Source organism: uncultured Ralstonia sp. (assembly GCA_913056305.1).
Classification (GTDB): Bacteria; Pseudomonadota; Gammaproteobacteria; order Burkholderiales; family Burkholderiaceae; genus Ralstonia.
The window spans coordinates 140,844-153,712 of record CAJXMR010000001.1; the positions used below are offsets into that span (position 1 = coordinate 140,844).

The window sequence follows — 12,869 nt, forward strand, 5'->3', positions numbered from 1 at the left end:
GCGGCAGGCCGTTGAAGGCGTCAGGCGAAGGCGACCACCAGCGGACCGAGCAAGGTCAGAAGCACGTTGGCCAGCGCGTAGGTGATGGCAAAGGGGATGGTTGGCACGCTGCTCTCGGCTTTCTCCAGCACGCCGCCAAACGCGGGGTTGGCCGAACGCGAGCCGGACAGTGCACCGGCCAGCACGGCAACGTTGTCGTAGCGGAGCACGTAACGGCCGAAGGCGTAGGTCAAGATCAACGGCACCATGGTGACGATCACGCCGGCAATGAAGATCGACATGCCGCTCTTCTGCAGCGTCGCCCACGCCTGCGCGCCCGAGCCCAGGCCCACGCACGCGACGAAGGCGGCCAGGCCCATGTCCTTGAGGATCTGCGAGGCGGCGTTCGGCAGCTGGCCGAAGGTCGGATGCTTGCCGCGCAACCAGCCGAACACCAGCCCCGACAGTAGCGCCCCGCCGCCACTGCCCAGCGTGAGCGGAATGCCGACCACCTTCACGGCGATCATGCCGATCAGCAGACCGATCAACACGCCCAGGCCGAGGTAGACGAAATCGGTCTTATCGCCGGGCGGCACCGCGTAGCCGACTTCCTTTGCGGCACGCTTGAGATCGGACGGTGCTCCGTGCAGCGTCACCACATCACCGTGCAGCAGGATGGTGCCGTCCAGCAGCGGCACGGCCTTGCCCATGCGCGTGATGCGCGCGATGTAAACGCCGTGCTTCATGTCGCGCGTGGCCTGCGCCTTCAGCTCGCCCAGCGTCTTGCGGTTGCCGCCCTTGCGCGTGAACACGACATCGCGCACCTGCAGCGGCTGGTCCAGGTCGCTCGACACGGACGACTCGTCGCCGAGCATGGTCCACGCCTTTGCCGCAGCCTCGCGGCGGCCGATCAGCAACACGCGGTCGCCGCGCTGCAGTTGCAGGTCTTCCGCGACGCTCAGTTCCTTGCCCTTGCGCAGGATGCGCTCGATGGTGATGCCGTCGTCCAGTGCGGTCTCCACGTCCTGCACGGACTTGCCCGCGCCGGTCGTCACGTCGTACACGCGGCCGACCAGCGCCGGCAGCGACGCCACCTCGCCCTGCTCCAGCGGGCGCTTGCCGCCGGCCATTTCCTGCTCGGCGCGCTTGGCGTCGTCGCGCAGCTCCCGGCCCATCAGGCGCGGCAGGATGTTCACGCACATGATGATGGCGCCCAGGCTGCCGAACACGTACGTCACCGCATAGCCGATGGCCACGTTCGATTGCAGGCGCGCCACCTCGTCGGCCGGCAAACCCAGGCGCGACAGGGCATCGCCCGCCGTGCCGATCACCGCCGACTGCGTCATGCCACCCGCCGCAATGCCCGCCGTGAGCCCTTTATCGAAGCCGAACAGCTTGCCGCAGATGAGGATGGTGGCGAGGCCACTGGCCGCCAGGAACACCGCCATGGCGATCTCGCGCAGCGTGCTGCGGTTGAGCGAGCTGAAGAACTGCGGCCCGCTCTCGTAGCCGACCGCATAGATGAAGAGCGCGAACATGACGCTCTTCACGCCCGAGTCGATGTGCACGCCAAACTGGCTGATCAGCACCGCCGCGATGAGCGAGCCGCCCACGCCACCGATCTGGAACTTGCCGAAGTTGATCTTGCCGACCGCATAGCCGATGGCGAGCGACAGGAAGAGCGCCGTCTCCGGCACGCTCTTGAATACGGCATGGATGAAATCCATCAGCGGCGATCTCCGAAGCAAGCAACTTGGAAGCAACGCGCACATGTCTGATTGACCGGACAAGCAGACGACGCGCCGGAATGCGCCGATGTGGTGAGCGACGCGCCTGCGGACCTTATGGGCCACGCAAGCGCGCTGTCAATTTCACAAAATTTAATTGCCTAGGCACTATTTCAACATTTCGTCTTAGAACATTGCGTCCAACGCAAACGTTGACGTGTATGCATCACGCTGCAATCATCGTCCGCCGGGTCACCCGACGGCCGCGCCACGATCTGGCACGGCCTGATATTGCGAGCCGGACTCGCGCCAACCGCGCCTGTCCCGGCTTCAAACAAAAAAAGCTCAGGGACAAGACAATGAAAAGCAAGGTCGTGGTCTACGGACCGTTATACGGGAAGTGGTATGCGATTCTGGTCAATGACGGCGTGGCCGCAGAATCGAACCAGTTTGGGTCGTACGAAGCCGCGATCGACTTCGCATCGCGCCGGTACCCCGAGCTTGAGCATGAGCGACAGCCCTACGCACGGGGCCGCGAAGAGGAAGAAGCGCAAGTCTAGCGACGCCGTGCGGGCGTCACCAATGCATCAGCGTGGCGCCACGCAGAATCGCCCGGCAATCCAATCGAACACGCTGCCCTCGTGCAGTACGCGGCTTTGTGCTTTGTCGCCATACCGGATCTGGTACAGCGGCTTGCCGCTGGCGTTGCGCGCACGGTAGAGCGTCTGCGTGATCACCGTGTAGGAACGGCGCGCGCAATCGAGCACCACCTGCTTGACCGACGAGCGGATCGGTTCGCCGTCGGGGGTCTTGATGGTGAAATCGGGCAGCACGTTGCGCAGCAGCGCGAAATGCACGGTGGATGCGCCCGCCTCGAGCTGCGGCTTGACCGATTGCCGGTCGACGTACGAGACGATGCCCGAGGCGCCAACGTAGCGGCGCCAGCGCGCATCGGTCTCACCTTGCTCGGCGGGGCGCGCCGTGGTGGCGTTGGCAGATGCCTCGCCCATTGCGGGCGCGGTTGCCTGCATCGGCGGCGCCTGCGCAAACACGGGCATCGCCATCCATTGCGCTGCCACCAGTACCGTGGCAGCGATGGCACCTTGTTGGCGCCAGCCTCCTGTCTTCATGTGATCGACTCGCCTTGCTACAAATTTAAGCAGGCGATTTTACCGTGCTGGCGCAGGCTGCCTTGTCAAGATTCGATGGCGGTCTCCACCGCCTCGATGCCCGCGAAGCGCAGATACAGCGCACGCAATGCCTGCGTGAGCGGCCCCGGTTGGCCATTGCCCACGCTCACGCCATCGATGGAAATCACCGGCATCACGAACGTCGATGCACTGGTGTAGAACGCTTCCGCCGCCTGCTGCGCCTCCTGCACGGTGAAGGTGCGCTCCTCCAGCGTCAGGCCATGCTCGCGCGCCAGCGCCAGCACCGACACGCGGGTGATGCCCGGCAACACGGCGTTCGACAACGGGCGCGTGATCAGGCGCTTATCCGCGGTGATGATGAAGGCGGTGGACGACGCGCCCTCGGTCACGTGGTCGCCGTCGGTCATCCAGGCTTCGTTGGCGCCGGCGCGGGCGGCCATCTGCTTGGCCATCACCTGCGGCAGCAGGCCCACGCTCTTGATGTCGCAGCGCTTCCAGCGCAGGTCGGGCACCGTCACCACGGTTGCGCCCTTGCGCGCCAGCGGGCTGTCGACGATGGTCTTGACCTGCGTGAAGGCCACGGCTGTCGGCGTGATGGTGGCGGGAAAGCCGAAGTCGCGCTCGGCCACGCCGCGCGTGACCTGCATGTAGACCACGCCTTCTTCCAGGCCGTTGCGTGCAACCAGTTCTTCGCACACGCGCCCCCATTCCGCCTCGGTGTACGGGTTGTCGATGCCGATCTCCGACAGCGAGCGCGTCAGGCGCGCGAGGTGGGCATCGCTGTCGACGAGTTTGCCGCGCGCGACGGCGGTCACTTCATAGATGCCATCGGCAAAGGTAAAGCCGCGATCCATGATGGAGATGGTGGCCTCGGCGGCCGGCACGTATTGGCCGTTCAGGAAGACGATTCGGGACATGCTGGGAAGAGGGATTCAAGCCGGGCGGGACTGCCCTGCCAACGAATCTACAGGATACGTGGGCCGCACCGCGAATAGCGATTTGCACCCAGGTTATGCGCAAACGGCATGGCGAGCTCAACGCTTCCGGTAAACTCCGCAGCTTTCCGGCCAACCGCCTGCCATGTCCGAAAGCCTCATCCGCCCCGTCGCTGCCGCAGACCTGCCCGGCATCCTGGCCGTGCAGAGGGCGTGCTACGGCGATGGGTTCCTCGAACCGGGCGACGCGCTCGCCAGCCGCTGGGCACGCAGCCCGGCCACCTGCCTGGTCGCGCTGCAGGGTGCCGAGGTGGTCGGCTACCTGCTCTCGCATGCGTGGCACACATGGGCACCGCCCAAACTGCACGTACCGCTGCCCGCGGCCGATGGGCCCGACACGCTCTGGTTCGTGCATGACATGGCCATTGCCCCGCCTGGCCGTGGCCGGCGTCTTGGCGAGCGTCTGTACGCAACGGCATGCGCTGCGGCCCAGGCGCAAGGCTTGCAGCAATCGCGACTGGTTGCGGTGCAAGGCGCGGATGGTTTCTGGCGCCGGGTCGGCTATCTGCCCGCCCCCTTGGATACGGGCCCTCTCCAGGCATTGCGCGCCGTCTACGGCAGCGATGCTCAGTTGATGGAATGCACGCTCCGCTGACGCCGCGCCGGCGCCACATCGTTACATCTTGTAACATCCGTATATCTTCTGTAAGACCGCAGGCGCACCACTCGACTAGAGTGCAGCCGTGCTCAGGAGTCTCACCATGCAAAGAATTGCCGCGCTGTGCGCGCTGGCCGCCACAGCGGCGTTGTCGTCCCAGGCCGCGCAGGCCCACGTTGATGTGGGCATTGGAATCGGTATTCCGGCCGCGCCGGTGTATGTCGCGCCCGCCCCGGTCTATGCGCCGCAGCCCGTCTATGTCGAGCCGCAACCGGTCATTGTTGCGCCCGCGCCCGGTTACTACGACGACTGGCGGGCCCGCCAATGGCAGGAGCAGCAATGGCGCGAACAGCGCTGGCGCGAGCGCGAATGGCGCAAGCACCATCGCCGCCATGACGACGACGATGAGGATTGACCACCGCGCTAACGCCGCTCGGGCCGCTCAGGCCGCCTTCTTCGCCAGCCCCAGATAGGTCTCGATCACGCGCGGGTTACCGGCCAGTTCCTGCGCCGGACCTTCGAGCGTCATGTCGCCGGTTTCCAGCACGTAGCCGTAGTCGGCCACCTGCAGGGCGGCGCGCGCGTTCTGCTCGATCAGCAGCGTTGCCACACCGGTTTTGCGCAGGTCGCTGATGATGTGGAAGATCTCCTTGACGATCAGCGGGGCGAGGCCGAGGCTCGGTTCGTCCAGCATCAGCAGCTGCGGCTTGGCCATCAACGCGCGACCCACGGCCAGCATCTGGCGCTCGCCACCGGAGAGCGTGCCGGCTTCCTGCGTGCGACGCTCCTTCAGGCGCGGGAAGAGGCCGTACACCGTCTCCATCTGGTCCAGGTAGTTGCGCTCGCCTGCCCGCTTGCGCCGGTAAGCGCCGAGCACGAGGTTGTCTTCCACGCTCATGGTGGCGAACAGCTCGCGCTTCTCCGGCACCAGGCACATGCCGCGCGCGACGCGCTTCTCCACCGGCAGCCCGGTCAGGTTGTGACCCAGGTACGAGACCACGCCATTGGCCGAACCCGTGGTCGGTAGCGCCCCCATGATGGCGCCCAGCATGGTCGACTTGCCCGCGCCGTTCGGCCCGATGACGGTGACGATCTGGCCCGCGCCCACCTTCAGGTTGGCGCCGTGGAGCGCCTCCACCTTGCCGTAGCGGACGTGCAGGTCCTTCACTTCGAGAATGATCGACATGCCCGTTCTCCTTATTCCACGCCGCCCAGGTAGGCTTCCAGCACCGCGGGGTTCTGCTGCACCTCCTGCGGCACGCCCTCGGCGATCTTGGTGCCGAACTCCATCACCACCAGCCGGTCGGTCAGGTTCATGACGAAATCCATGTCGTGCTCGACCAGCAGCACGCTCATCCCTTCAGCCTTGAGCTTGGTCAGCAGCGCGGCCAGCGCCTGCTTCTCCTTATAGCGCAGGCCGGCGGCGGGTTCGTCCAGCAGCAGCAGCGCCGGGTCGCAACACAGCGCGCGGGCGATCTCCAGAATCCGTTGCTGACCGAGTGCCAGGCTGCCGGCTTCCTGATACATGCAATCCGCCAGACCCACGCGCTCCAGCTGGCGGCGCGCCTCGAACAGCAGCTTCTGCTCTTCGGCCTGATTCATGCGCACGACGCTGGCCAGCACGCCCCCCTGCGCCGCAAAGTCGCCACGCAGGTGGGCGCCCAGCGCCACGTTCTCCAGCACCGTCATGCCCGACAACAGCTGCACGTGCTGGAAGGTCCGCCCAACCCCGCGCTTGACGATCTGACGCGAGGGCTGGCCGCTGATGCGCTCGGCACGGTACAGCACCTCGCCGCGCGTGACCGGCAGCACGCCGGTGATGAGGTTGAAGGTGGTCGACTTGCCTGCGCCGTTCGGGCCGATCAGGCCGATGATCTCGCCGGCCTTGACCTGGAAGCTAACGTCGTTCACCGCCACCAGGCCGCCGAACTCCTTGCGCACGGCACGCACGTCGAGGATCAGCTCGCCCGCCTGCGGCTTCTCACGCTGCTTGAGCGCCGGCGCGTCTTCCGGTGCACGGGCCGTCGGCGCCGACGGGAACAGCTTGCGGATGAACGGCCACACGCCATCGCGCGCGTATTGCAGCAACAGCACCAGCAGCACGCCGAACACGATGATCTCGAAGTTACCGTTGGAGCCAAGCAGCTTCGGCAGAATGCTCTGCAGACTGTCCTTCAGGATCGTCAGCAGGCCGGCGCCCAACACCGCCCCCCACACGTGGCCCACGCCGCCGACCACCGCCATGAACAGGTATTCGATGCCGTAGTTCAGGCCAAACGGCGTCGGGTTCACCGCGCGCTGCAGGTGCGCGTACAGGAAGCCCGAGATGCACGCCAGCACCGCCGCAAACACGAAGATCACCACTTTCATCCACGCCGTGTTCACGCCCATCGCCTCGGCCATGGTGCCGCCGCCCTTGAGCGCGCGGATGGCGCGGCCCGGGCGCGAGTTCAGCAGGTTCTGCACCGCCAGCACGGCCACCACCACCACGGCCCAGATCAGGTAGAACATCTCGCGCCCGCTCTGCAGCGATTTGCCGAGCACGTTCAACACCGGGATGCCGTTCAGGCCGTCGTACTTGCCCAGGAATTCCAGGTTGCCGAACAGGAAGAACAGCGACAGCCCCCAGGCAATCGTCGCCAGCGGCAGGTAATGGCCCGACATGCGCATCGTGATCAGGCCGATCACATAGGCACACACCACCGTAATCGCCAGCCCGGCCAGCAGGCCGATCCACGGGGACAGGCCATATTGCGTGGTCAGGTACGCCGTGCTGTATGCACCGAGCCCGACGAACGCCGCCTGGCCGAACGAGGTCATCCCGCCCACGCCGGTCAGCAGCACAAGGCCCAGCGCGACGAGGCTGTAGAGCCCGATGTAGTTGAGCAGCGTGATCCAGAACTCGGGCGTCGGCAGCACCGGCAACAGTGCCAGCACGATCACGAACGCCGCCGTCAGCAGACGGTTACGCGACAGCCAGCCGCGCTGGCCGGCGTTCTCGGAAGGTTTAGTGAGCGTGGTCATCGGCTTACTCCTCTTCCTCGACGTGCTTGGTGGTGAGCGATCGCCACAGCAGCACGGGGATGATGAGCGTGAACACGATCACCTCCTTGAACGCCGACGCCCAGAACGATGCATACGACTCCAGCAGCCCCACCAGCAGCGCGCCCAGCGCCGCCACCGGATAGCTGACCAGCCCGCCGACGATGGCGCCAACGAAGCCCTTCAGGCCGATCAGGAAGCCCGACTCGTAGTAGACCGTGGTGAGCGGCGCGATCAGGATGCCGCACAGCGCGCCGAGTGCTGCCGCCAGCGTGAAGGCCAGCCGCCCCGCCTGCGTGGTCCCGATGCCGACCAGCCGCGCGCCGAGGCGGTTGACGGCGGTCGCACGCAGCGCCTTGCCCGACACGGTGCGGCCAAAGTAGAAGTAGAGCGCCATGATCATCAGCGCAGACACCGCCACCACCCACAGGCTCTGGCCCGACACGGTGAGCGCGCCCAGGTCGAAGCGCGCATCGGAAAAAGCATCCGTGCGCGAGCCTTCCGCGCCAAACATGACCAGACCCAGCCCCACCATCGCAAAGTGCACGCCCACCGAAACGATCAGCAGCACCAGCGTGCTCGCCTCGGCCAGCGGCTCATAGGCCAGGCGGTAGATCATCGGCCCCATGGGGATGACGATCAGCAGCGCCAGCGCCACCTGCACCGGCTGCGGCAGCGTCATCGGCGCCAGAACGTTTGCGGCGGCAAACACAGCAAGCGGAAACAGAAGGTACTTGCCCGCGTAGATGGCACCCGTGCGCAGCGCGTGCAGGCGCAACTCGGGCTGCAGCAGCGTGCGGCCCATCTCGACGAGGAAGGTCAGCACGCCCAGGGCGACAAGCATCGACGCCGAGAGCGGCGCCTTGTTGGCCTGGATGGCGGCCAGCGTGAGCGCGCCGTACGCCACGAACTCGCCCTGCGGGATGAAGATCACGCGCGTGACGGAAAACACCAGCACGAGCGCCAACGCCAGGAGCGCGTAGATCGCGCCCGAGGTCACGCCGTCCTGCGCCAGGATGGCGGCAATCGATAAATCCATGGGTCTCCTCGTTATTGGAGTCGTGGTGGTCGCGCGTTGGGACGCGAGGGGGCGCCACGAGTTACGGGATGGTAAATTTTTTACGTCAGGGTGAAATTGGCGACAACCCTAACGGTCTGTCCGGCTGCCGCGCTTGGCCGTCGTTGTGGAAGGCTCCGGCGGCGGGCCTTGCAGCAGGATGGATAGTTGCTCGACAAAGGCGCGCAGCGTCAGCTCAAGCTCGCCGCCGCGCTGCGCATGGAACAGTGGCTGCAGGTTCAATGCGATCAAGACCAGCGCCAATTCGCCACGCGCGCCAAACACCGGCAGCGACAGCGCGCTCACGCCCGGCAGCAGGCTGCCCGATACCCACGAGGCACCTTCGGTGCGGATGTCTTCGCAGAGCCGGTAGTAATCCGTGAGCGAGCGCGGCAGGCCCGGCAGGTCGTCGCCCGCGCGCGCGTGCAGTTCGCGCTCGACCAGCGGCAGGGTCTGCTCGATCGGCTGATAGGCGCCAAACAGGCGGCCGGTGGCGGAATTGAGCATCGGCATCACGTCGCCGATGCGCAGGTTCACGCCGGGTGCACCGCCGGCTTTTTCCCAATGGACGACGGTCGGGCCGCGTTCACTCCAGACCGCGATGCCGATGGTGTGGCCGGTCTGGTCGCGCAGGCTGGCCAGCAACGGGCGGGTGCGCGTGACCGCCTCGACACGGTTGAGGCTGGCGAGCCCCAGCCGCAGCGCAAACGGGCCGAGCTCGTAGCGGCCGGTCAGCGGATCCTGCGTGACCGCGCCCACGCGCTGCAGGCTCACCAGATACCGATGCGCCTTGGACGGATGCATGCCCGCCGCGCGGGCCAGGTCGCCCAGCGCCATCGCGCGTGAGGCCCGGGTGAGCGCAACCAGCAGTTGCGAGCCGACCTCGATGGACTGGATGCCCGCCCGGTCGCGGCTGGCGCGCGCGTCTTCAGCGTCAGCCGCATCCGCGGCTTGCAGGTCGTCGACTTCGGGTGTCTCCATCACGTCTTGGGGCGCGGGGTTGGCGGGCCGGGCGGCGCCCGGCAAGTGCCGCGAGCGTAGCACGCCGGGGTGGGTCGGCTACGTTTAGCTATTTTTATGCATTGTAAAAGCAATGATTCTAATCATAATTCTCGTATACCCTAGAAGTATCCGGAAGCCACTCGAACTATGATGATCGCGTTCGGTGCAGGCTGGCATTGTGCGACCCCAACAGCGCTTTCAAGTCAGCCGACATCTCCGAAATAATTCCCCCAACCGTAACTCACTACACCAGGAGTGACAGAATGGCCAAAGCCTTCGCCTCGCAAGCCGACCTCGAGGCCAAACAAGTCACCTTCACCCAGCTCTCCCCCAACGCCTACGCCTATACCGCCGAGGGCGACCCGAACTCGGGCGTCATCATCGGCGACGACTCGGTGCTGATCGTCGACACCACCGCCACACCGGCGATGGCGCAAGACCTGATCGCTCGCATCCGCGCCATCACCGACAAGCCGATCAAGCACGTGGTGCTGTCGCACTATCACGCGGTGCGCGTGCTGGGCGCGTCGGCCTACTTTGCCGAAGGCGCGCAGAACGTCATCGCCAGCCGCGGCACGTACGAGATGATCGTCGAGCGCGGCGAGGCCGATATGAAGTCCGAAATCGAACGCTTCCCGCGCCTGTTCGCGGGTGTCGAAACGGTGCCCGGCCTGACCTGGCCGACGCTGGTGTTCGAGCGCGAACTGACGCTGTTCCTCGGCAAGCTGGAAGTGAAGATCCTGCACCTGGGCCCGGGCCATACCAAGGGCGACACGGTGGTGTGGATTCCGTCGCAGAAGGTGCTGTTCTCGGGCGATCTGGTCGAGTACGACGCCGCCTGCTACTGCGGCGATGCCCAGCTCGAAGAATGGCCCGCCACGCTGGACGCGCTGCGCGCGCTCGGCGCCGACAAGCTGGTCCCCGGTCGCGGCCCCGCGCTGCTGAACCCGGCCGAAGTCGACAAGGGCCTCGCCTACACGCGCGATTTCGTCTCCACCCTGCTCCAACGTGGCAAGGAAGCCGTGGCGCAAAAGATGGACCTCAAGGCCGCCATGGCGCACACCCGCGCGGCAATGGACCCGAAGTTCGGCCAGGTCTTCATCTACGAGCACTGCCTGCCCTTCGATGTGACCCGTGCCTTTGACGAGGCCAGCGGCATCAAGCATCCGCGCATCTGGACAGCCCAGCGCGACCAGGAGATGTGGCAGGCGCTGCAGAACTGACCATCGCGACCTCTCCCACGACCTGACATCCACCGACAAAGCGGCGGCCACGACCGCCGCGGGTGCGAGCGAGACATGAACCCCGATTTCCAGACCCGCGTCTTTTCCTACGCGCCGTGCGCTGAACAGCAGCCCGGCGCCATGGCCGCGCTGCGCCCCGTCGTCATCGTCGGCGCGGGGCCGGTCGGCCTGGCCACCGCCATCGACCTGGCCCAGCAAGGCGTGCCCGTGGTCGTCGTCGATGACGACTGCACGCTGTCCACCGGCTCGCGCGCCATCTGCTTCTCCAAGCGCTCGCTGGAGATCTTCGATCGCCTCGGCTGCGGGCAGCGCATGGTCGACAAGGGCGTGAGCTGGAACGTCGGCAAGGTCTACCTAAAGGACGAGCTGCTCTACAGCTTCGACCTGCTGCCCGAGACCGGCCACCGCCGCCCGGCCTTCATCAACCTGCAGCAGTACTACGTCGAGGGCTTCCTCGTCGAGCGCGCGCAGGCGCTGCCGAACATCGAACTGCGCTGGCAGAACAAGGTGACGGGTCTCGTGCAGGACGCGGACGGTGTCACGCTCACCATCGAGACCCCCGACGGCACCTACACGCAGCGCGCCCAGTACGTGGTTGCCGCCGACGGCTCGCGCAGCCCGGTGCGCCACATGATGGGCCTGGAAGCGCACGGCCAGACCTTCAAGGACCGCTTCCTGATCGCCGACGTGCGCATGGAGGCGCCCTTCCCCAGCGAGCGGTGGTTCTGGTTCGACCCGCCTTTCCACCCGAATCAATCGGTGCTGCTGCACCACCAGCCCGACAACGTCTGGCGCATCGACTTCCAGCTCGGCTGGGATGCCGATCCGGTGGCCGAGCGCCAGCCCGAGCGCGTCATCCCGCGCGTGCGTGCGCTGCTCGGCGAAGGCGTCGACTTCGAGCTGGAGTGGGTCAGCGTCTACACCTTCTCGTGCGAACGCATGGACCGCTTCCGCCACGGCCGCGTGCTGTTCATTGGCGATGCGGCTCACCGCGTGTCGCCGTTCGGGGCGCGCGGCGCCAACAGCGGCCTGCAGGACGCGGAAAACCTCGCGTGGAAGCTGCGCGCGGTCCTGAACGGCGATGCGCCCGACACCCTGCTCGACACCTACGCCAGCGAACGCGAATTCGCCGCCGACGACAACATCCGCCACTCGACCCGCTCGACCGATTTCATCACGCCCAAGAGCGCCGTCAGCCGCGTCTTCCGCGATGCAACGCTGCGCTTGGCCAAGCACTATCCGTTTGCACGCACGCTGGTCAACAGCGGGCGCCTGTCGATGCCGACGGTGCTGGACAACTCGCCGCTGCTGACGCCGGACGAGACGCCGTTTGCCGGACCGCTGGTGCCGGGTGCCGTGGCGCTCGATGCGCCGGTGCGCAGCGCCGATGGCGGTGCCGGCTGGCTGCTTTCCCGCCTGGGCGAAGGCTTTGTTGTGCTGTGCTTCTGCGGCGCCGGCGAGCATGTCGACGCGCTGCCGTTGCCCACGCTGGCCATTTTTCCCGCGGGCGGCAGAGGCACGGTCTCTGCCAACGTTGCCGTGCTGGAAGATATCCACGGTCTTGTCGCCCAACGCTACGACGCGCGCCCGGGCACGCTCTACCTGATCCGCCCGGACCAGCACGTGTGCGCGCGCTGGCGCAGCGTCGACACCGCCAAGCTCGCCGCCGCCGTGCGTCGCGCCACCGGCCACTCGGTGCCGGCCACCACGCCGCGCGCCGCCGCCACTGCCTGATTCAGACCGCCATGCCGCTCAACACCCAACCGAACCTACCGCGCCCCGACGATTTTTACGAGGCACTGATCGACGCGCACCGCAACCTGAGCGACGAGCAAAGCGCGATGCTCAACGCGCAGCTCATCTTGCTGCTCGCCAACCATATCGGCGACATGGCGGTGCTGCGCGAAGCGCTGGCGGCAGCACGACTGGCATTGCCGGCGGCGGCCACCTGAGCGCTTCCGCGTTTCCACAATCCAACACCCCACCCTCGCCGCACTTGCGACCGCGCAAAGTGCGGTGCTAGTGAACCGTAACGTTTAATTAGGAAGTAATATCGTACCCACTGGAGGGTGCG

13 protein-coding genes are annotated in these 12,869 nt (G+C 66.3%); 6 read left to right on the plus strand and 7 right to left on the minus strand.

Annotation, left to right across the window (positions count from 1 at the left end; all coding sequences use genetic code 11):
• Positions 1–20 precede the first annotated feature (20 nt).
• Positions 21–1,706, minus strand: coding sequence for an aspartate-alanine antiporter (aspT, locus tag QZ609_RS00580; protein ID WP_295489603.1), 1,686 nt, complete (start codon positions 1,704–1,706; stop codon positions 21–23).
• 221 nt (positions 1,707–1,927) lie between these two features.
• On the opposite strand from aspT, the gene QZ609_RS00585 reads away from it, so the two are divergent.
• Positions 1,928–2,266, plus strand: coding sequence for a hypothetical protein (locus tag QZ609_RS00585; protein WP_295489606.1), 339 nt, complete (start codon positions 1,928–1,930; stop codon positions 2,264–2,266).
• 27 nt (positions 2,267–2,293) lie between these two features.
• Here QZ609_RS00585 and QZ609_RS00590 read toward each other — a convergent pair whose 3' ends face one another.
• Positions 2,294–2,836 carry a surface-adhesin E family protein gene (locus QZ609_RS00590; protein ID WP_295489609.1) on the minus strand — a complete coding sequence of 181 codons (543 nt, stop codon included), beginning with the start codon at positions 2,834–2,836 and terminating at the stop codon, positions 2,294–2,296.
• A gap of 65 nt (positions 2,837–2,901) precedes the next feature.
• Complete coding sequence (locus QZ609_RS00595) at positions 2,902–3,774, minus strand: D-amino-acid transaminase (RefSeq protein WP_295489612.1); 873 nt, start codon at positions 3,772–3,774, stop codon at positions 2,902–2,904.
• Positions 3,775–3,937: 163 nt separating this feature from the next.
• On the opposite strand from QZ609_RS00595, the gene QZ609_RS00600 reads away from it, so the two are divergent.
• Positions 3,938–4,447: a GNAT family N-acetyltransferase gene (locus tag QZ609_RS00600; RefSeq protein ID WP_295489615.1), complete on the plus strand. Its 510-nt coding sequence runs from the start codon at positions 3,938–3,940 to the stop codon at positions 4,445–4,447.
• Between the two features lie 106 nt (positions 4,448–4,553).
• On the plus strand, positions 4,554–4,865 hold the full coding sequence (locus QZ609_RS00605) for a hypothetical protein (RefSeq protein ID WP_295489618.1): 312 nt from the start codon (positions 4,554–4,556) through the stop codon (positions 4,863–4,865).
• A gap of 27 nt (positions 4,866–4,892) precedes the next feature.
• Here QZ609_RS00605 and QZ609_RS00610 read toward each other — a convergent pair whose 3' ends face one another.
• The 4 genes from QZ609_RS00610 to QZ609_RS00625 all read right to left on the minus strand — a co-directional run bounded on the left by QZ609_RS00610 (position 4,893) and on the right by QZ609_RS00625 (position 9,530).
• A complete protein-coding gene (locus tag QZ609_RS00610; RefSeq protein WP_295489621.1) occupies positions 4,893–5,636 on the minus strand; it encodes an ABC transporter ATP-binding protein in 744 nt (247 codons plus the stop codon).
• 11 nt (positions 5,637–5,647) lie between these two features.
• Positions 5,648–7,474: an ATP-binding cassette domain-containing protein gene (locus QZ609_RS00615; protein WP_295489625.1), complete on the minus strand. Its 1,827-nt coding sequence runs from the start codon at positions 7,472–7,474 to the stop codon at positions 5,648–5,650.
• Between the two features lie 4 nt (positions 7,475–7,478).
• The gene (locus QZ609_RS00620; protein ID WP_295489627.1) at positions 7,479–8,531 is read right to left on the minus strand and encodes a branched-chain amino acid ABC transporter permease; all 1,053 of its coding nucleotides are present in this window, start codon (positions 8,529–8,531) and stop codon (positions 7,479–7,481) included.
• 108 nt (positions 8,532–8,639) lie between these two features.
• The gene (locus tag QZ609_RS00625) at positions 8,640–9,530 is read right to left on the minus strand and encodes an IclR family transcriptional regulator (RefSeq protein ID WP_295489629.1); all 891 of its coding nucleotides are present in this window, start codon (positions 9,528–9,530) and stop codon (positions 8,640–8,642) included.
• A gap of 284 nt (positions 9,531–9,814) precedes the next feature.
• Between QZ609_RS00625 and QZ609_RS00630 the strand changes: the two genes are divergently transcribed.
• From QZ609_RS00630 to QZ609_RS00640, 3 genes are all read left to right on the plus strand, one after another.
• Positions 9,815–10,774, plus strand: coding sequence for an MBL fold metallo-hydrolase (locus QZ609_RS00630; protein WP_295489631.1), 960 nt, complete (start codon positions 9,815–9,817; stop codon positions 10,772–10,774).
• A gap of 75 nt (positions 10,775–10,849) precedes the next feature.
• Complete coding sequence (locus QZ609_RS00635; RefSeq protein ID WP_295489634.1) at positions 10,850–12,529, plus strand: FAD-dependent oxidoreductase; 1,680 nt, start codon at positions 10,850–10,852, stop codon at positions 12,527–12,529.
• An 11-nt stretch (positions 12,530–12,540) separates the two neighbouring features.
• Positions 12,541–12,747, plus strand: coding sequence for a DUF2783 domain-containing protein (locus QZ609_RS00640; protein WP_295489636.1), 207 nt, complete (start codon positions 12,541–12,543; stop codon positions 12,745–12,747).
• Positions 12,748–12,869: the final 122 nt, after the last annotated feature.